The sequence below is a fragment of the Aeromonas sp. sif2433 genome, assembly GCF_019218705.1.
In the GTDB taxonomy this organism is placed as follows: Bacteria; Pseudomonadota; Gammaproteobacteria; order Enterobacterales; family Aeromonadaceae; genus Aeromonas; species Aeromonas encheleia.
Genome location: NZ_JAHUXD010000001.1, coordinates 142,510 through 162,492, shown reverse-complemented (window position 1 = coordinate 162,492; position 19,983 = coordinate 142,510). Strand labels below are relative to the sequence as shown.

The window sequence follows — 19,983 nt, the reverse complement described above, 5'->3', positions numbered from 1 at the left end:
GGAAAGTGTCAGGCGGGTACCATTATCTGGGTGGCGAGGATCACCACCAGCAGGCCGACCGCGACCGGCACCGAGGTGCGCTTGACCACCTCGAACGGCGACAGGTTGCCCATGCCCGCACAGGCGACCACCACGCCGGAGACCGGGGAGATGGTGCGGCCCAGGTTGGAGGCCTGCAGCATGGGGATGACCAGGTAGGCGGGGTTGACGCCGAGGCTGGTGGCCAGGTGCGGGATCAGCTCCACGAAGGCGTAGAAGGGGGCATTGCCCGAGCCCGTGGTGAAGGCGGCCAGGGTGGTGATGACCACCAGCACCAGCATGATGACGATGCCACCGGTGCCGAAGCTCTGGGCCAGATCCAGCAGGTGGGCGATGAAGCCGAGCCCCATCAGCCCCTGGGCGAAGACGCCGGCACCGACCAGCAGCATGACCACGCCGGCGAAGGCGTCCGCCATGCTGCGCCAGCACACCTGCAGGCCGTCGAGCAGCTCCTTGCCGTTGCGCTTGCGCACCAGCTCCAGCAGGGCGGCCAGCACCAGACAGATGACGATGATGGTCACTATGTCGAGCTTGGGGCCCACCTTGCCGTCAAACAGCAGCACGCCGATGATGGGGGTGAACGGCAGTATGGCGTAGAAGCTGGGGGCGTCGGTGATGAGATCGCTCGGGGCGACCGCCTCGTTGTGCTCACCCGACCTCTGATCCAGATAGCGCTGCCAGAAGAAGTGAGCCACCGCCATGGCGGCGATGGCCACCAGCGAGATGGGCAGGGTCAGCTTGAAGGCGAAGTCGAGCAGCTCCATGTTGGCGGCCTGGGCGGCCATCACCACGTCCCCCGAGGTGGGGGCCAGGATGATGGCGGCCGGGGAGGCGCACACCGCCGCCGCGGCGCCACGGGAGATCCCCATGTTGACCATCAGCGGGAACAGGGTGGCCATCAACAGCACGCCGAGGCCGGTGGCGGAGCTCACCGCCAGCGACATGGCACAGGCCACCAGGTAGGCGGCCACCAGCAGTATGTAGGGGGACTTGATGATCCCGAGCGGCTTGCTGGCGAGTTTCACCAGAATGGTGTTGGCGCCGATATGGCTCATGTAGCCGGCGAAGCCGCACAGCACCATGATCAGCATGCCCAGGCCACCGCCTCTGTCTACCAGCAGGTAGCGCACATACTCGAACACGTCGGTGGCCACGTGACCGGTCGAGGCGACGCTGGCGGGCAGCACGGCCTTGCCCATCAGGGCGGTAATGGCCAGCAGCAGCAGGCCGCCGCTGAGCAGCACCCCGGTCGCCGAGTAGCCTTTGAAGATGTAGCGTCCCACGGCCAGAGTGACCAGGGTGCCAATAAGCAGTTCCATCATAGACAAGTTCCTGAGTACGACATGAAGGTGGGACATTTCCGGCGTTAACTTGGCGGTTAATCTGGCCTGTGGCGAAATGTACCGGTAAAAACGCGGCGATTATTATCCAATAAGAGGTAATCGACCATGATGTCGGTCATCACTTGTGATCCCGCCTGCAAATCTCGGAGCCCGGCCGGGGGGCGAGATCTTGCCCGGTTGCCGCCGCGGATGACGACAGCAGGTGACAGTCGTCGGGATCGCGGTTAATCTCCCATCCTGAATATTAATTCATTGATTCTTAATCGAAATAACGCTGGGACTCACAAGGGGCAAGGCCGCGAGCAGATGGGACTTTTCAGCAGAATAGGTATGGTGGCGGCCCTGATGTATGCCGCCTCGAGCGGGGCAGAACCCTCCCATTATGCCGGCATCCGGGTCGCTCCTGACATCAAGGTCGATTTCCAGTTTTATCGGGTGTCGGGGGCCGATGTCGCGACCGTGATGCGCCAGATAGCCAGGCAGGCACCGGCCCAGGCCGGCGGCCACATCGGCAAGGCCAGCTATCAGCTCTCCTGGCAGTTGCAGACCCGGCCGACGGCGTCGCGCTGCGAGCTGGAGCAGGCCAGGGTGACGGCCCGCATCGGGGTTCGGGTGCCGAACTGGATGGACAAGGCCAAGGCGTCCGCCGGCGAGCAGCAGAAATGGGATCGGCTGGTGGCGGCCATGTTTGACTACGAGAGTCGTCACAAGGACATACTGCTGGAGAGCGTCAGCCAGCTCGGCATCCGGCTGGCCCAGCTGCCGGTGGCGCGAGATTGCGCCGCCTTGCAGTCCGAGGGCTGGCAGCAGGGGCAGGCGGTGCTCGCCAGCACCCGCGAGCGCTTCGCCGCACTGGCGCAGCAGACCGAGCAGGGCCGCAAGCTGGGGGTGATCTGGCCGCAGGGGAGCTGATCCCCTCATTGCGCGTTAACGCCAAGCCGCCGTGCTAAAAGAAACGGGCTACCCGCAAGGGAGCCCGTTTCTTATTGGCCGAGATGGTGATGAGGGAATGGCTCGCCTCAGTGAAGGGGCTTGCCCTTGAGCAGCTTGCGCACCCAGTAGCGGGCGGGATGCAGCGCTTCCAGCAGCTCGGCGGCCAGCGGCAGTGGCTCACCGCAGATCTCGCTGGCGACCAGCTCGCCGCAGAGCGGGGCCGAGCAGAGGCCCCGTGACCCCAGGGCCCCCACCACGAACAGGCCGGGATGGAGCGGCAGGGGCGCCGCGTGCTGCCGATCGGACTGCAGCCCGGCATAGTGCGCCGCGAGGCTCGCCAGTCGGACGACGGGCCCCGCCACCGGCAGGTGATCCCGGCTGGCGCAGCGCACCCCGACCCGGGCCTCGGCCGCGCTCACATCCACCTCCGCAGGCCAGGCTTGATCCGGCAGGCAGGCTTGCAGCCGTGCCTGGTTCTGCCCCTGCTCCTCGGCGCTGTAGTCGGTCGTGCTCTGGTTGCGGCCATAGCTGGCGCCGATGCAGTGTTCTGCATCATGGGCTGGGGTGAGATAGCCGTCGTAGCAGAGCACCGTCTTGAGCCGGCTCAGGGTGGCCGTGGTCGGTACGTGGCTCACCTGGCCGCGCACCGGATAGAGCGGCAGCTCGGCAAAGGGCAGCAAGGCCGGCAGCCGGTGACCGGCGGCGACCACCAGATTGGGGGCCTGCCAGTGGCGGCCATCCTGCGTCTCGACCCGCCAACCGTCGGCCTGCTCGTCGACAGCGGTGATGGGGATACCGTATTCCACTCGCAGCAGGCCGCTCGCCTGCGCCTCTTTGATGGCGGCGCGGGTCAGATCCGCCGGGCAGAGCCAGCCTCCCAGCGGGTAGCCGACGCCGCCATGGCTGCAGGGCAAGCCGCATTCGGACTCGACCTCGGCGGGGGGCAGCGGGCGCATCAGCGCGGGCGGGAAGGGGCCCTGACCCATCTTGCCGAGCTTGGCGACGGACTTGTCGTCATAGCCGAGCTGCACCACGCCGCACAGGTCAAAGGCGATGGGATGATGCTCGGCGAGTGCCAGCAGGCGGTTGCGGGCATAGCCGAATGCCAGGGAATAGAAGCGGGAGAGGGCATCGTGCTCGCCATTGAGCAGGGGATAGAGCGCCCCCTGCCGGTTGCCGGAGGCACCGGTGGCGGGCTCGCCATCTTCACACAACAAGGTGACGTGCCGGCCCCGCTCCACCAGGGAGAGGGCTGTCATGGCCGAGGCGATGCCGCCGCCGATGATCAGCACCTCGCCATCTCGCCCTGCCGGACGGTCATACCAGGGGGCTATGGTCTGCTGCGGTTGCTTGTCGGCCCTGTCCCCCACCAGCATCTCCCGCTTGCTGCCGTGGCCCTTGACCTTCTTCATGGCGAAGCCCGCGACGATGAGGCCGCGGCGCACGAAGCCGGCGCAGGTGAAGGTGGCGATGCTGGCCCCGGGGCGGGCGAGGCGGGCGAGGCCGTCGAACAACTCTTGCGTCCACATCTCGGGGTTCTTGGCCGGGGAGAAGCCATCCAGATACCAGGCATCCACCAGCCCCTGTGGACCATGGGGCACCTGGGGCAGCATGTCCTTGATGTCGCCAAACCAGAGATCGAGCCGAACTCGCCCCTCGGCGAACTGCAGGCGGTGGCAGCCGGATACCGGCAGCGGCCACTGCGCGATGAGCGCCTGACTCAAATGAGCGAGCTCGGGCCAGGCCGCCAGCGCCTTGCCAAGGTCGGCCTGGGTGAGAGGGTACTTTTCGAAGCTGATAAAGTGCAGGCGAGCACAGCGATCGGGGTCGCTTCCCTGTTCCAGAAAGGCGGCCATTGTCGCCAGAAAGTTAAGGCCTGTGCCGAAACCTGTTTCGCCAATCACGAAATTGTCACTATCGTGGTGTGAAAATCGCGCCGGTAACCGGTTTTGCTGTAAAAAGACGTAGCGGGTTTCACTTAGACCGTTATCATTGGAAAAGTACACATCCCCGAACTCACTGGAGACTGGAGTTCCCGCTTCATTCCAGTCCAATCGGGCATGATGTAAGGATGTTTGACTCACGTTTTCCTCTGCTCGCGTCACAAATTCGCGGGCATTCTACGTGAAAGCAGACCAGTTTGGCAGCCGAAAGCGGGTAGACTCGGTGCCAGTTTTTCCAGACGAGATGAATTAATGAGAAGAGCAGTGATCACCGGTATCGGCGTCATCTCCAGTATCGGCAACAACAAGGAAGAAGTGCTGGCCTCCCTGAAAGCAGGTAAATCCGGCATCACCTATTCCGAGCAGTTTGAACAATACAACCTGCGCAGCCGTGTCTGGGGTAACATCAAACTCGATCCGTCTGAACTGATCGACCGTAAAGTCATGCGTTTCATGGGCGACGCCGCCGCGTATGCCTATCTCTCCATGCAGCAGGCCATCGAAGATGCCGGGCTGCCGGAGGATCAGGTCTCCAACGAGCGCACTGGCATCGTGGTCGGCTCTGGCGGTGCGTCCGGCAAGAACACGTCGGAGTCTGCGGACATTGCCCGTGAGAAAGGCGTCAAGCGTGTGGGTCCCTACATGGTGCCGCGTACCATGTCCTCCACCACCTCCGCCTGCCTGGCCACCCCGTTCAAGATCAAGGGGGTTAACTACACCATCAGCTCCGCCTGCGCCACCTCTGCTCACTGCATCGGTCACGCGCTGGAGCTGATCCAGCTCGGCAAGCAGGACATCGTCTTCGCCGGCGGCGGCGAGGAGCTGGACTGGTCCTCAACCATCCAGTTCGACGCCATGGGTGCCCTCTCTACCAAGTACAATGACAACCCGGAAAAGGCCTCCCGTACTTATGACGCGGACCGCGACGGTTTCGTCATCTCCGGTGGTGGCGGCATCCTGGTGGTCGAGGAGCTGGAACATGCCCTGGCTCGCGGCGCCCACATCTACGCCGAGATCACCGGTTACGGTGCGACCTCCGACGGCTACGACATGGTGGCTCCGAGCGGCGAAGGCGCGGTGCGTTGCATGAAGATGGCGATGCAGGGCGTCGGCACCGTGGACTACATCAACACCCACGGTACCTCCACCCCGGTCGGCGATACCAAGGAGCTGGAGGCCATCCAGACTCTGTTTGGCAGCAATTCGCCCAAGCTATCCGCCACCAAGGCCATGACGGGTCATGCCCTCGGCGCCGCCGGTGTGCACGAGGCCGTCTACTCCCTGCTGATGATGCAGCACGGCTTCATCGCCCCCAGCATCAACATCGAGACCCTGGACGAGAAGGCCATCGGCCTGCCCATCGTGCGCGAGTGCGAGGCCGCCGAGCTCAATACCGTCATGTCCAACAGCTTCGGCTTCGGCGGTACCAACGCTTCCCTGGTGTTCAGCCGATTCAAGGCTTGATGATCCGGAAAGTAGATTGAAAAAGGCGCCGCGAGGCGCCTTTTTTTATGGGGCAATAAATGAGCCTCAGGCCGTCTCTGCCAGCGGCAGCCGCATGTAGACGGCCCCTTCTCCATACTCGGCCAGCGACTTTCGGGTGGCGGCCGGCAGGAAGCCCTGCTTGCGCCAGAAGGCCGGTGCGTCCTGCACCGCCACCAGCCCCGCATGCTCATACCCTTGATCGCAGGCAAACTCGAGAGCGGTCTCGAGCAGGCGCTGGCCTATGCCCCGACCCCGTGCCCTGGGCGAGACCGCCAGATCGTGCAGATAGAACTCCTCATCCCCCGCCAGGCTCGACAGGGATACGGAGAGAGGTGGGGGCTGGTGGGCGCGCCAGGGATGGCAGAGCAGGTAGCCCAGCACCTCACCGCCATGTTCGGCGACCCAGCAACAGGCCGGGGCCAGCTCGGCCTTGTTGCTCATCACCTCGAGGGGCTCGGGCTCCAGTTGGTGATAGCAGTCGCTCTGAATGCGCATGATGGCGGGCCAGTCGTCGGCCAGGGTCGTGCGGATCTTGATCATGGTGCTGTGACGTTCGTTCTGCCGGTGGGTGACGGGAAAATTGCGTCAGCCAGCATAGCAGAGCGCGGCGACGAACTGAACAACCATATCCAAACGATGCCTTTTTAAGGCAGGCGCGTTAGCGGACCGGTTGCTTGCTCACCACCCTGATCAGCTGATAGCGCACCGAGGAGGCATCGGCGGGGACATCGGTCAGCTGCTCGGTGCGCACTTCCAGCTGATAGCGGAAGCCCGGCTCGAAGGTGAAGCCCTCGATCTGCTGGTAGAAGAGGCTCCAGCTTGCGCCCGGCTGGCTGCGCACCTGCATGCACTTCATGGGGGCGACACCGACGCAGTCGGCCAGCTGATCCTGGATGTAGAGGGTCTCGGTGGTCGGGGTGCTCTGGCAGGCGCCGAGCAACAGGGCAGAGCAGAGCAGCAGGGGGGCTTTCATGATGGTGTGTCCTTGACGTAAAAGGGCGCGATTAGACCCTCAAATAAAAAGGCGGTCAATGACCGCCTTTGTAACAAACCATGTCAGATGCCGGGATCAGCGCTGATCGAGCGGGGTGAATTCCCGTTGGGCCAGGCCGGTATAGAGCTGACGCGGACGACCGATCTTCTGATCCGGGTCCGAGTGCATCTCGTTCCAGTGGGCGATCCAGCCGATGGTGCGAGAGATGGCGAAGATCACGGTGAACATGGACATGGGAATGCCGATGGCCTTCATGATGATGCCGGAGTAGAAGTCCACGTTCGGGTAGAGTTTCTTCTCGATGAAGTAGGGATCGGACAGCGCGATGCGCTCCAGCTCCATGGCCACATCCAGCAGCGGATCCTTGATCTGCAGCTCTTGCAGCACCTCGTGGCAGGTCTGACGCATGACCTGGGCACGGGGATCATGGTTCTTGTAGACCCGGTGGCCGAAGCCCATCAGACGGAAGGGATCGTTCTTGTCCTTGGCCTTGGCGATGAACTCGGGGATGCGTTCCACCGATCCGATCTCCTCGAGCATCTTGAGGCAGGCTTCGTTGGCGCCGCCGTGAGCCGGTCCCCACAGGGAGGCGATCCCCGCGGCGATACAGGCAAACGGGTTGGCGCCGGAGGAGCCGGCCAGACGCACTGTGGAGGTGGAGGCGTTCTGCTCGTGATCCGCGTGCAGGGTGAAGATGCGATCCATGGCCCGTTCGACGATGGGGTTGACCTTGTACTCTTCGGTCGGCACGCCAAACATCATGTGCAGGAAGTTGCCGGCATAGGAGAGGGCGTTACGCGGCTGCATGAACGGTTGACCGATGGAGTACTTGTAGCACATGGCGGCCAGGGTCGGCATCTTGGAGAGCAGACGGAAGGCGCAGATCTCGCGATGCTCTTCGTTGTTGATATCGAGGGCATCGTGATAGAAGGCGGACAGGGCGCTGACTACACCGCACATGATCGCCATGGGGTGGGAGTCACGACGGAAGCCGCGGAAGAAGAAGGCGATCTGCTCGTGCACCATGGTATGGCGGGTGACCAGGCGTTCAAATTCCGCGTATTGCGTCTTGGTGGGCGCCTCGCCGTACAGCAGGATGTAGCACACTTCGAGGTAGCTGGCCTGGGTGGCCAACTGGGCGATGGGATAACCACGGTGCAGCAAGACACCCTGATCTCCGTCGATATAGGTAATGGATGATTTACAAGCACCGGTGGCCATAAAGCCGGGATCGAAGGTGAAGTACCCTTGAGCACCCAGTTTTCTGACATCGATTACATCGGGTCCGACAGTTCCAGACAGGATCGGTAGTTCTACCGGCTCTTTTCCGGGCAGATGTAGGGTGGCTATCTTATCAGCCATAGCACGTCTCCTTTGCTCTTTTATAATTTGGTTCCAGTCCTACTTTATTACGACTTTCATGACGCTGGCAAAGGTTCTTACCCGTACCGCGGCGGCTGGAGCGCCTTATTTGAACCAGAGATCCACCTTCTTGTCAATTTTACTGAATGATCATTAATGACTTGTTAAAGCCATTGTGAGATCTGGTTTACGGTTTTGGGTTTTCTATGTAGCCAATTGATTGTCATTGGTTAAGGCCGCCGATATACTGCGCCTCGTGGGTGATGGTCGTCGGTGTTTGAAACGCTTTCGCAAAGCCAGATGTGATATCTAAAATGTTGTTTTTGGCTTTTTCGAGTTGTTTTGGTAACAAAAACCTAACAAATGCCACTCCTAGCCCTCAAAGCGTGTGAAAACAATAACTAACGTGCTCAATGGAGCTGAGTGGGCAAAGCCGTGAAAAATAAACAGAGACCTGTAAACCTCGACCTGCAAACGATCAGCTTTCCTGTCACCGCCATCGCTTCCATCTTGCACCGTGTCTCAGGGGTCATCACCTTTGTGGCGCTCGCAATCTTGCTGTGGATGCTTGGTACTTCACTCTCCTCTCCCGAAGGATTTGAGTCGGTCGTTGCCATCATGGACAACTTCCTGGTCAAGTTCGTGTTGTGGGGGATCCTGACCGCGCTGGCTTACCACATTGTGGGTGGTCTGCGTCACCTGGTCATGGACATGGGGCATTGGGAAGAGTTGGAATCCGGTAATCAGAGTGCCCGCGTGGGCTTCGTGATCACCGCGGTTCTGGCGGTATTGGCGGGGGTGCTGGTATGGTAACCAATTCTGCAACTTTCGGGCGCAGCGGCGTTCATGATTACATCCTGATCCGCGCCACCGCTCTGATCATGACGTGCTACGTCCTCTACCTGGTTGGCTTTGTCGCCATCAACGACATCAGCTACGAGGTGTGGACCGGCTTCTTCGCTAAAACCTTCACCAAGGTCTTCACCCTGCTGACGCTGCTGTGCGTCCTGATCCACGCCTGGATTGGTCTGTGGCAGGTGCTGACCGACTATATCAAACCGGTAGGACTGCGCGGTGCGCTGCAATTCGCACTGGTTGTGGTGCTGTTTGTCTATCTGATGACTGGTTTCGTCGTGCTGTGGGGGGTGTAAGGTGACTATTCCAACTCGTGAATTTGATGCGGTGGTGATCGGTGCCGGCGGTGCCGGTATGCGCGCCGCCCTGCAGATTGCCCAGTCCGGCAAGAGCTGCGCCCTGTTATCCAAGGTTTTCCCGACTCGTTCCCACACCGTTTCCGCCCAGGGCGGGATCACGGTTGCGCTGGGCAATGCCCATGACGACAACTGGCAGTGGCACATGTATGACACCGTCAAGGGCTCCGATTACATCGGTGACCAGGAAGCGATCGAATACATGTGCAAGACGGGCCCGGAAGCCGTCTATGAACTGGAGAACATGGGCTTGCCCTTCTCCCGTTTCGACAACGGCTCCGTGTATCAACGCCCGTTCGGCGGCCAGTCCAAGAACTTCGGTGGTGAGCAGGCGGCCCGGACCGCGGCCGCGGCCGACCGGACCGGTCACGCCCTGCTGCATACCCTGTATCAGCAGAACGTCAAGAACAAGACCACCGTCTTCTCCGAGTGGTATGCGCTGGATCTGGTGAAGAACCAGGACGGTCACATCGTCGGTTGCACCGCCATCGACATGGAGAGCGGCGAGGTCGTCTACTTCAAGGCCAAGGCCACCGTGCTCGCCACTGGCGGCGCCGGTCGCATCTACCAGTCCACCACCAACGCCCACATCAACACCGGTGACGGCGTCGGCATGGCACTGCGGGCCGGGGTCGGCGTGCAGGACATGGAGTTCTGGCAGTTCCACCCGACCGGCATCGCCGGGGCAGGGGTGCTGGTCACCGAAGGCTGCCGTGGTGAAGGCGGCTATCTGCTCAACAAAGACGGCGAGCGCTTCATGGAGCGTTATGCTCCCAACGCCAAGGACCTGGCCGGTCGCGACGTAGTGGCTCGCTCCATCATGATCGAGATCCGTGAAGGCCGTGGCTGTGACGGCCCCTGGGGTCCGCACATCAAGCTCAAGCTGGATCACCTCGGTAAAGAGGTACTGGAATCCCGTCTGCCGGGGATCTGCGAGCTGTCGCGTACCTTCGCCCACGTGGATCCGGTCAAGGAACCCATCCCCATCATCCCGACCTGCCACTACATGATGGGCGGCGTGCCGACCAGCGTGAACGGTCAGTGCCTGAGTCAGGATAAAGATGGCAACGACGTGCCTGTGGTCGGCCTGTTCGCGGTGGGTGAAATCGCCTGCGTGTCGGTACACGGCGCCAACCGTCTGGGCGGTAATTCGCTGCTGGATCTCATCGTGTTTGGCCGCGCCGCCGGCATGCACCTGGTGGAGAGCCTGGGTCAGATGGAGCACGGTCGCGAGGCCTCCGAGGCCGATCTGGACGCCGCCCTTGCCCGTTTCAACCGTTGGGAAGCCAACCGTGACGGGGAAGACCCGGCCCAGATCCGCAAGGATCTGCAGCGCTGCATGCAGAACAACTTCTCGGTATTCCGGGAAGGGGATGCCATGGCAGAAGGGCTGGCCGAGCTGAAACTCATCCGCGAGCGGCTGAAGAATGCCCGTCTGGACGACACCTCCAAGGAGTTCAACACCCAGCGCATCGAGTGCCTGGAGCTGGACAACCTGATGGAGACGGCGTTTGCCACCGCGGTGGCGGCCAACTTCCGTACCGAGAGTCGTGGTGCCCACAGCCGCTTCGACTTCCCGGATCGCGACGACGAGGGCTGGCTGTGCCACAGCCTCTATCATCCGGACACCGAGTCCATGACTCGTCGCGCTGTCAATATGTCTCCGAAAACGCGCGAGGCATTCCCACCCAAGGTGCGGACCTATTGATGATGGAGCCAGGTGCGATGCAGGTAACCTCATCGATCTATCGCTACATTCGCCGGTCTGCGAAGAGGTGGGAGGCACTCCCATCTCGCTTATCCAAGGTGCGGACTAACTGATTGCGGAGCCAAGTACAATGAACGTCACATTCTCAGTCTACAGATACAATCCGGATGTTGATAACGTCCCCCACATGAAGGATTATCGTCTTGATATTCCTGAAGGTTCCGACATGATGGTGCTCGACGCACTGATCCAGCTCAAGGAGCTGGATCCCACGCTCTCCTTCCGCCGCTCCTGCCGCGAAGGGGTCTGTGGATCCGACGGTCTCAACATGAATGGCAAGAACGGTCTTGCCTGTATCACTCCGCTCTCCGATCTGCTGAAGAAGGGCAACAAGGTCGTCCTCCGTCCCTTGCCCGGCCTGCCGGTGATCCGTGACCTGGTGATCGACATGACCCAGTTCTACACCCAGTGGGAGAAGGTCAAACCCTTCCTCATCAACGAGGACAAGCTGCCGCCCGTGCGTGAGCACCTGCAATCCCCCGAAGAGCGCGCCAAGCTGGACGGTCTGTACGAGTGTATTCTCTGTGCCTGCTGCTCCACCTCTTGCCCCTCCTTCTGGTGGAACCCGGACAAGTTCATCGGCCCCGCCGGTCTGCTCGCCGCCTATCGCTGGCTGGCCGACAGCCGCGACACCGCGGCCAGTGAGCGACTGGGTAACCTGGACGACGCCTTTAGCGTGTTCCGCTGCCACGGCATCATGAACTGCGTGAGCGTCTGCCCCAAGGGCTTGAACCCGACCAAGGCCATAGGTCAGATCAAGTCGATGTTACTCAACCGGGCTGTTTAGTATCAGGGCCAGGGCGTCACGCGCCGGGCCCGACCTCTGGATAGCCATCCAACCCCCTGGTGGGATGGCTATTTAAACCCTACAAGCTGCGCTGCAGTGAACAAGATGTACAAGGGATAGAAATGCATAACGGCGTGATGAAGGCCTGGTTGGAGTCATCTCACCTGGCTGGTGCGAATGCAAGCTACATTGAGGATTTGTACGAATCCTTCCTTGAAAACCCCGAATCCGTGGCCGATGAGTGGCGCAGCCTGTTCGAACAGCTGCCCCAGGTCAATGGTCATGCGGTGGAACAACCTCATTCCCAGGTTCGCGACTATTTCCGCCGCCTGGCCAAGGACCCCTCCCGTTACAGCGCGCCTGTCACCGATCCGCAAGTGGATGCCAAACAGGTTCGCGTACTGCAAATGATCAACGCCTTCCGTTTCCGTGGTCATCAAAATGCCAATCTGGATCCGCTCGGCCTCTGGGCACGTGAAACCGTTGCCGAGCTCGACCCGGCATTCCACAACCTGCAGGGCGCAGACATGGAGACCACCTTCAACGTGGGCTCCTATGCCATAGGTCGCGAGACCATGGTGCTCTCCGATCTCTACGCCTCGCTCAAGAAGACCTATTGCAGCAGCATAGGTGCCGACTACATGCACCTCACTTCCACCGAGGAGAAGCGCTGGCTGCAGGACAGACTCGAATCCATCGAAGCCAAGGGCAGCTACAGCGCCGAGGAGAAGACCCGCTTCCTCGAGAGCCTGACCGCCGCCGAAGGGCTGGAAAAATACCTGGGCGCCAAGTTCCCGGGGGCCAAGCGTTTCTCCCTGGAAGGGGGCGATGCCATGGTACCCATGCTCAAAGAGCTGATCCGTCGCGCCGGTGAGCAGGGCTGCAAGGAAGCCGTCATCGGCATGGCCCACCGCGGCCGCCTGAACGTGCTGATCAACGTGCTCGGCAAACGGGCACAGGAGCTGTTCGACGAATTCGCCGGCAAGCATGGTGAGTCCTGGGGCACCGGGGATGTGAAGTACCACATGGGCTTCTCCTCCGACTTCGCGACCCCGGGCGGCAGCGTCCACCTGGCGCTGGCGTTCAACCCGTCCCACCTCGAGATAGTCAACCCCGTAGTCATCGGCTCGGTGCGTGCGCGCATGGACAGACGTGGCGACAAGGATGGCTCCAGCGTGCTGCCCATCACCATTCATGGTGACTCGGCCATCGCCGGTCAGGGTGTGGTGGCGGAAACCTTCAACATGTCCCAGACCCGTGCCTACGGCGTCGGCGGCACTGTGCGCATCGTCATCAACAACCAGGTGGGCTTCACCACCTCCAACATGCGTGACGTGCGCTCCACCGAATATTGCACCGACATCGCCAAGGCGGTGCAGGCCCCCGTGCTGCACGTCAACGGCGACGACCCGGAAGCCGTGGTGCTGGTGACCCAGATTGCCCTGGATTACCGCAACACCTTCAAGCGCGACGTGGTGATCGAGCTGGTCTGCTACCGTCGTCACGGTCACAACGAGGCCGACGAGCCGAGCGCGACCCAGCCCTTGATGTACCAGAAGATCAAACAGCATCCGACCCCGCGCAAGATCTACGCCGATCAGCTGATCGCCGAAGGCTGCGTCAGCCCGGAGCTGGTCACCGCTCAGGTCAACGACTACCGCGACGCCCTGGACAAGGGGGAGCGGGTGGTCAAGGAGTGGCGTCCGATGGAGCTGCACTCCGTCGACTGGACCCCGTACCTCGGCCACGACTGGGCCATGAACTACGACAGCACTGTGGCGATGGATCACCTGAAGTCCCTGGGCGAGCGCATCAGCCAGTACCCGGCCTCCCATACCTTGCAGCGTCAGGTCGAGAAGATTTACGAAGACCGCCGCACCATGGCCGCCGGCGACAAGCTGGTGGATTGGGGCTTCGCCGAGACCCTGGCCTACGCCACCCTGGTGGACAAGGGCTCCCGCATCCGCATCACCGGGCAGGATTCCGGCCGTGGCACCTTCTTCCACCGCCACGCCGTGCTGCACAACCAGAACGATGCCAGCACCTATACCCCGCTGTGCAACATTCACGACGAGCAGGGGCCGTTCGAAGTCTATGACTCCGTGCTGTCCGAAGAGGCGGTGCTGGCGTTCGAATACGGTTATGCCAGCGCCGAGCCGGCCGGCCTGACCATCTGGGAAGCCCAGTTTGGCGACTTCGCCAACGGCGCCCAGGTGGTGATCGACCAGTTCCTCTCCTCCGGTGAGCAGAAGTGGGGCCGGATGTGCGGCCTGACCATGCTGCTGCCGCACGGCTACGAGGGGCAGGGCCCGGAGCACTCCTCCGCCCGCCTCGAGCGCTATCTGCAGATGTGCGCCGAGCACAACATGCAGGTGTGCGTGCCATCCAACCCGGCGCAGGTGTTCCACATGCTGCGCCGCCAGGTGGTACGCCCGATGCGTCGTCCGCTGATCGTGATGTCGCCCAAGTCCCTGCTGCGCCACCCGCTGGCGGTGAGCAAGCTGGAAGAGCTGGCCGAAGGCACCTTCCAGAACGCCATCGGCGAGATCGATGCGCTGGATCCGAAAGGGGTCAAACGGATTGTGTTCTGCTCCGGCAAGGTCTACTACGACCTGCTCGATGCCCGTCGCAAGGCCGAGCAGCAAGACGTGGCGCTGGTGCGGATCGAGCAGCTCTATCCCTTCCCTGAAGCGGAAGTACGCGCCATCCTCGCCGATTACACCCAGGCCACCGATTTCGTCTGGTGTCAGGAAGAGCCGCAGAACCAGGGCGCCTGGTACAGCACCCGTCATCACTACGATGGCGTGCTGCCAAGCGGAGCCCGCCTGCGCTATGCCGGTCGCCCAGCCTCGGCCTCACCCGCCGTCGGTTACATGTCTGTCCACACCAAGCAGCAGAAAGCCTTGGTGGAAGATGCCCTTACCCTGTAATACGCCTCTGGCACAGTAGTAAACAAGGAACTGATTACATGACTATCGAGATCAAGGTACCGGACCTGCCCGAATCAGTGGCAGATGCCACCATCGCCACCTGGCACAAGAAACCGGGTGATCTGGTTGCCCGTGACGAAGTGCTGGTTGACATCGAAACCGATAAAGTCGTGCTGGAAGTCCCCGCGCCGGAAGCCGGTGTACTGGGTGACATCCTGCAACTGGAAGGCGCGACCGTGCTGTCCCGCCAGCTGATCGCCATGCTCAAGCCGGCCCCGGTGGCCGGTGAAGAGACCAAGGAGAAGCCGGTCGAAGCGGCCGCCGATGACGGCGCCGAGGCCTTAAGCCCGTCCGTGCGCCGCCTGGTGGCCGAACACTCCATCGACGTGGCCAAGCTGACCGGCACCGGCAAGGGTGGTCGTGTCACCAAGGAAGACGTGGAAGCCTTCATCAAGGGGCTGAGCAAGGCGGCCGTGGCGGCACCTGTCGCGGCTGTGGCTCCGGTGGCGCCCATCGCGCCGCTGGTCGGCCGCACCGAGAAGCGCGTGCCCATGACCCGTCTGCGCAAGCGGATCGCCGAGCGTCTGCTGGAGGCGAAGAACACCACCGCCATGCTGACCACCTTCAACGAGATCAACATGGCGCCTATCATGAAGCTGCGCAAGCAGTACGGCGAGATCTTCGAGAAGAAGCACGGCATCAAGCTCGGCTTCATGTCCTTCTACGTCAAGGCCGTGGTGGAGTCCCTCAAGCGTTACCCGGAAGTGAACGCGGCGCTGGACGGTGACGACATCGTCTATCACAGCTACTTCGACGTCAGCATCGCCGTCTCCACCCCCCGTGGTCTGGTGACCCCGGTGCTGCGTGACTGCGACAACATGAGCCTGGCGGACATCGAGAAGGCCATCAAGGATCTGGCGGGCAAGGGCCGTGACGGCAAGCTGACCGTGGATGAGCTGACCGGTGGCAACTTCACCATCACCAACGGTGGTGTGTTCGGCTCCCTGATGTCCACCCCGATCATCAACCCGCCCCAGAGCGCCATCCTGGGGATGCACAAGATCCAGGACAGACCCATGGCGGTGAACGGCCAGGTCGAGATCCTGCCGATGATGTACCTGGCCCTCTCCTACGATCACCGCATCGTCGACGGTCGTGAGTCGGTGGGCTTCCTGGTCTCCATCAAGGAGCTGCTGGAAGATCCAACCCGCCTGCTGCTGGACGTCTAAGCGGCATTCGGGACATGACAGGGGGCCTTCGCGGCCCCGCATCGAACGTCTGAGCAAAATTAGAAAGATAATGAGGGGCCCTCGAGGCCCCGTTCACAGGGGATTGAGAAACAACGAGCCCCGGACGGAAATACCTACAACACGGATAGAGCATCTATGAATCTGCATGAATATCAGGCAAAACAGCTGTTTGCCGAGTATGGCCTGCCGGTCTCCGAAGGTTATGCCTGCGCCACCCCGCAGGAAGCGGCCGAAGCGGCCGACAAGATTGGCGGCAACACCTGGGTCGTCAAATGCCAGGTCCACGCCGGTGGCCGCGGTAAAGCGGGCGGCGTCAAGCTGGCCAAGAGCAAGGACGAGATCCGTGCCTTCGCCCAACACTGGCTCGGCAAGAACCTGGTGACCTATCAGACTGACGCCAACGGTCAGCCGGTCACCAAGATCCTGGTGGAATCCTGCACCGACATCGCCAAGGAGCTCTATCTGGGCGCCGTGGTCGATCGTGGCAGCCGCCGCGTGGTGTTCATGGCCTCCACCGAGGGTGGCGTGGATATCGAGAAGATCGCCCACGAAACCCCGGAACTCATTCACAAGGCGGCCATCGATCCGCTGGTAGGCCCGCAGGCCTATCAGGCGCGCGAGCTGGCCTTCAAGCTGGGTCTGGTCGGCGATCAGATCAAGCAGTTCACCAAGATCTTCATGGGTCTGGGCCAGATGTTCCTGGATTGCGACTTCGCGCTGCTGGAAATCAACCCGCTGGTGATCACCGACAAGGGCAACCTGCATTGCCTGGACGGCAAGATCAACATCGATGCCAACGCCCTGTATCGCCAGCCCAAGCTGCGCCAGATGCACGATCCGTCCCAGGATGACCCGCGCGAGGCGCACGCCGCCCAGTGGGAGCTGAACTATGTGGCGCTCGATGGCAACATCGGCTGCATGGTCAACGGCGCCGGCCTGGCCATGGGCACCATGGACATCGTCAACCTGCACGGCGGCTCACCGGCCAACTTCCTGGACGTCGGCGGCGGCGCCACCAAGGAGCGCGTGACAGAGGCCTTCAAGATCATCCTGTCTGACAGCAAGGTTCAAGCCGTGCTGGTCAACATCTTCGGCGGCATAGTGCGCTGCGACATGATCGCGGAAGGCATCATAGGTGCGGTCAAGGAAGTGGGGGTCAAGGTGCCCGTGGTAGTGCGTCTGGAAGGCAACAATGCCGAACTGGGTGCCCGTAAACTGGCCGACAGCGGCCTCAATATCATCGCCGCAACGAGTCTGACTGACGCAGCTCAGCAAGTGGTTAAAGCAGCGGAGGCCAAATAATGAGCGTTCTGATCAACAAAGACACCAAGGTGATCTGCCAGGGCTTCACCGGCGGTCAGGGTACCTTTCACTCCGAACAGGCGATTGCCTACGGTACCCAGATGGTCGGTGGCGTGTCCCCGGGCAAGGGTGGCACCACCCACCTGGGCCTGCCGGTGTTCAACACTGTGCGTGATGCCGTCGAAGTGACTGGCGCCACCGCCTCCGTCATCTATGTGCCGGCCCCGTTCTGCAAGGACGCCATCCTGGAAGCGATCGATGCCGGCATCAAGCTCATCGTCACCATCACCGAAGGCATCCCGACCCTGGACATGCTGCAGGTCAAGGTGAAGCTGCAGGAAACCGGCGTGCGCATGATAGGTCCGAACTGCCCGGGTGTGATCACCCCGGGTGAGTGCAAGATCGGCATCATGCCGGGCCACATCCACAAGCCGGGCAAGGTGGGTATCGTCTCCCGCTCCGGCACCCTGACCTACGAAGCGGTCAAGCAGACCACGGACGAGGGCTTCGGCCAGTCCACCTGCGTCGGCATCGGTGGTGACCCCATCCCGGGCTCCAACTTCATCGACATTCTGGAGATGTTCCAGAAGGATCCGCAGACCGAAGCCATCGTCATGATCGGCGAGATCGGCGGCAGTGCCGAGGAAGAGGCGGCGGCCTACATCAAGGCCCACGTCACCAAGCCGGTGGTCTCCTACATCGCGGGCGTCACCGCCCCGGCTGGCAAGCGCATGGGTCATGCGGGCGCCATCATCGCCGGTGGCAAGGGCACTGCGGCAGAGAAGTTTGCCGCCCTGGAAGATGCTGGCGTGAAAACCGTGCGCTCCCTCGCCGACATCGGCAAGGCCCTGCGTGAAGTGACCGGCTGGTAAGTCAGCCTGTTAGCTCAGATAGCAAAATGCCGCCCTATGGCGGCATTTTTTATGCCAAATGGTTTGACATGGTTATTCATTTTCGCGAATTTAAAAATGATTTGTGCTGCGCTAGGTCTCGCAGAATTCGAGAAATAAGCCAATAGCGATGACGATTCGAGCTCATCCTCGAGTCAGAATGTTCATCGCAACGAATGACATGATGCTTACTTGGTAAAGAGGATGTATGGAAATTTCATTGCTTGCGGACCATCCATATGAAGTATCGAAAATAGTCGACTGGTATTTCGATGAATGGGCCTCTCATGTACCCGACGTTACGAAAGAGATGGTACGTAAAAAAGTTGAACTCAAAGCCTCAAATCGAGATATCCCATTTAGTCTGGTCGCACATGACGAGGAAGAACTGGTTGGAACATTGGAGCTGAAAATTCAGGAAAATAAAAACCATCCTGAATATGAGTTCTGGATCGGAGGTGTCTATGTTCCATCGGCGCACCGCAGAAAAGGCATCGCCAAAAAATTGATGATCGCGGCTAGGGAAATGGCGGTTTTACGTGGTGTTTCGACATTGTACTTGCAGTGCGAAACACATAACGTTGACTTTTATCGTGACCAAGGCTTCAACGCGATACATCAATCACCCCATGGTCACTGGGAAACTACCATCATGGTATGGCATGCCGCCACAGACGAAAATGGATAAATGCAGGTCACCTTCTCTTGTCGCCAATCATGCCGCCAACCTTGAAAAATCGGGCCATAAGGCGTATAACCACGCGCTTTACTGGTCTATTTAGCGAGCCCCCTCCATGCAGCAAGTCGAGAAAATGCAGCCAACTCCTTTTTGGCAGGAAAAGACCCTGCAACAGATGACCGATGCCGAGTGGGAGTCCCTGTGCGATGGCTGCGGCAAGTGCTGCCTGAACAAGCTGATCGACGAGGATACCGAGGAGCTGGTGTTCACCAACGTCGCCTGCGATCTGCTCAACACCAAGACCTGCCAGTGCTCCGATTACGGCAACCGCTTCAAGAAGGAGCCGGACTGCCTGCAGATCACCGTCGACAAGATAGCCGAGTACGACTGGCTGCCCTCCAGCTGCGCCTATCGGCTGCTGGCCGAGGGGCAGAGCCTGCCTGCCTGGCATCCGCTGATCACCGGCAGCCGCAGTGCCATGCACCAGGCCGGCCAGTCGGTGCGCGGCAAGGTGGTGCACGAGGCCCATGCCGGCGACTGGATCGATCACATCATCACCTGGGCCAGTTAAGGCCAGCTGAGCCGACTCAGGCAACCTTTATCCAATTCATGTGCCGCAGGGGCAGGGGAGTCAGACTCTTCTGCCCCTGTTGCTATTGGCAAGTCAATGATGCGTCTTGAGGGTTAATGGTGGTTTAACAAGGCGGGCTGAGGCGAAGGACCATGAAGCCGCTAGCTATCATCACCCGGGCGCCGCTGGTGCACTTCAAATCGCGGCTATGGCGCAGGGCATGAGAGGTCACACTTCTCTGACCTTGATGCTTTCTGGTGCCGCACAGTGATGTACAGGCGCCATTCCCGGGGGAGAGGGAATAGTTCGAGGGATGTATGCATCTCCCGGAGTCAGTTGGCCGAGTATGGATTTGTTCTCTTCTGAAAGCGTGAAGGCGAGGGGAGGTTGGGGGGCTAACGCACATCTCGCATCAGCGAGTCAAAGGGAGGGATTGATCCGGGCTTGGGCAAACAGGCATAAAAAAACCGGCGCCTTGGCGCCGGTTTTTGGTCAC

General features: G+C 61.1%; 17 protein-coding genes. 12 read left to right on the top strand and 5 right to left on the bottom strand.

Annotated features, from left to right (window positions below):
* Positions 1-8: 8 nt before the first annotated feature.
* A complete protein-coding gene (gene dcuC / locus KW825_RS00700; protein WP_218292230.1) occupies positions 9-1,361 on the bottom strand; it encodes an anaerobic C4-dicarboxylate transporter DcuC in 1,353 nt (450 codons plus the stop codon).
* 327 nt (positions 1,362-1,688) lie between these two features.
* On the opposite strand from dcuC, the gene KW825_RS00695 reads away from it, so the two are divergent.
* Positions 1,689-2,294 (top strand): DUF922 domain-containing protein, encoded by a 606-nt coding sequence (locus tag KW825_RS00695; protein ID WP_042653597.1) that lies wholly within the window; start codon positions 1,689-1,691, stop codon positions 2,292-2,294.
* A 107-nt stretch (positions 2,295-2,401) separates the two neighbouring features.
* Here the strand turns inward: KW825_RS00695 and mnmC are convergent, their stop codons facing one another.
* Positions 2,402-4,420: a bifunctional tRNA (5-methylaminomethyl-2-thiouridine)(34)-methyltransferase MnmD/FAD-dependent 5-carboxymethylaminomethyl-2-thiouridine(34) oxidoreductase MnmC gene (gene mnmC, locus KW825_RS00690; protein ID WP_218327883.1), complete on the bottom strand. Its 2,019-nt coding sequence runs from the start codon at positions 4,418-4,420 to the stop codon at positions 2,402-2,404.
* Positions 4,421-4,510: 90 nt separating this feature from the next.
* Between mnmC and fabB the strand changes: the two genes are divergently transcribed.
* Positions 4,511-5,722 (top strand): beta-ketoacyl-ACP synthase I, encoded by a 1,212-nt coding sequence (gene fabB / locus KW825_RS00685; protein WP_042653599.1) that lies wholly within the window; start codon positions 4,511-4,513, stop codon positions 5,720-5,722.
* A 66-nt stretch (positions 5,723-5,788) separates the two neighbouring features.
* Here the strand turns inward: fabB and KW825_RS00680 are convergent, their stop codons facing one another.
* From KW825_RS00680 to KW825_RS00670, 3 genes are all read right to left on the bottom strand, one after another.
* A complete protein-coding gene (locus tag KW825_RS00680) occupies positions 5,789-6,283 on the bottom strand; it encodes a GNAT family N-acetyltransferase (protein ID WP_218327882.1) in 495 nt (164 codons plus the stop codon).
* Positions 6,284-6,401: 118 nt separating this feature from the next.
* Entirely contained in the window at positions 6,402-6,716 is a 315-nt protein-coding gene (locus KW825_RS00675) for a DUF4377 domain-containing protein (protein ID WP_218292232.1), read from the bottom strand.
* 96 nt (positions 6,717-6,812) lie between these two features.
* A complete protein-coding gene (locus tag KW825_RS00670) occupies positions 6,813-8,099 on the bottom strand; it encodes a citrate synthase (RefSeq protein ID WP_042653602.1) in 1,287 nt (428 codons plus the stop codon).
* 423 nt (positions 8,100-8,522) lie between these two features.
* On the opposite strand from KW825_RS00670, the gene sdhC reads away from it, so the two are divergent.
* From sdhC to KW825_RS00620, 10 genes are all read left to right on the top strand, one after another.
* On the top strand, positions 8,523-8,912 hold the full coding sequence (sdhC, locus tag KW825_RS00665; RefSeq protein WP_042653603.1) for a succinate dehydrogenase cytochrome b556 subunit: 390 nt from the start codon (positions 8,523-8,525) through the stop codon (positions 8,910-8,912).
* Positions 8,906-9,250 carry a succinate dehydrogenase, hydrophobic membrane anchor protein gene (gene sdhD, locus KW825_RS00660; protein WP_042653604.1) on the top strand — a complete coding sequence of 115 codons (345 nt, stop codon included), beginning with the start codon at positions 8,906-8,908 and terminating at the stop codon, positions 9,248-9,250. Before sdhC ends, sdhD begins: the two co-directional genes overlap by 7 nt.
* 1 nt (position 9,251) lies before the next feature.
* Positions 9,252-11,018: a succinate dehydrogenase flavoprotein subunit gene (gene sdhA, locus KW825_RS00655; protein WP_042653605.1), complete on the top strand. Its 1,767-nt coding sequence runs from the start codon at positions 9,252-9,254 to the stop codon at positions 11,016-11,018.
* A gap of 130 nt (positions 11,019-11,148) precedes the next feature.
* On the top strand, positions 11,149-11,865 hold the full coding sequence (locus tag KW825_RS00650) for a succinate dehydrogenase iron-sulfur subunit (protein WP_042653606.1): 717 nt from the start codon (positions 11,149-11,151) through the stop codon (positions 11,863-11,865).
* A 122-nt stretch (positions 11,866-11,987) separates the two neighbouring features.
* Positions 11,988-14,795 carry a 2-oxoglutarate dehydrogenase E1 component gene (gene sucA, locus KW825_RS00645; protein WP_042653607.1) on the top strand — a complete coding sequence of 936 codons (2,808 nt, stop codon included), beginning with the start codon at positions 11,988-11,990 and terminating at the stop codon, positions 14,793-14,795.
* A 38-nt stretch (positions 14,796-14,833) separates the two neighbouring features.
* The gene (gene odhB / locus KW825_RS00640; RefSeq protein WP_218327881.1) at positions 14,834-16,024 is read left to right on the top strand and encodes a 2-oxoglutarate dehydrogenase complex dihydrolipoyllysine-residue succinyltransferase; all 1,191 of its coding nucleotides are present in this window, start codon (positions 14,834-14,836) and stop codon (positions 16,022-16,024) included.
* 156 nt (positions 16,025-16,180) lie between these two features.
* The gene (gene sucC / locus KW825_RS00635) at positions 16,181-17,347 is read left to right on the top strand and encodes an ADP-forming succinate--CoA ligase subunit beta (protein ID WP_042653609.1); all 1,167 of its coding nucleotides are present in this window, start codon (positions 16,181-16,183) and stop codon (positions 17,345-17,347) included.
* On the top strand, positions 17,347-18,219 hold the full coding sequence (gene sucD / locus KW825_RS00630; RefSeq protein WP_042653610.1) for a succinate--CoA ligase subunit alpha: 873 nt from the start codon (positions 17,347-17,349) through the stop codon (positions 18,217-18,219). Before sucC ends, sucD begins: the two co-directional genes overlap by 1 nt.
* A gap of 226 nt (positions 18,220-18,445) precedes the next feature.
* Positions 18,446-18,925 (top strand): GNAT family N-acetyltransferase, encoded by a 480-nt coding sequence (locus KW825_RS00625; RefSeq protein WP_218327880.1) that lies wholly within the window; start codon positions 18,446-18,448, stop codon positions 18,923-18,925.
* Between the two features lie 124 nt (positions 18,926-19,049).
* Positions 19,050-19,487, top strand: a complete 438-nt coding sequence (locus KW825_RS00620; protein WP_218327879.1) for a YcgN family cysteine cluster protein — start codon at positions 19,050-19,052, stop codon at positions 19,485-19,487.
* Positions 19,488-19,983: the final 496 nt, after the last annotated feature.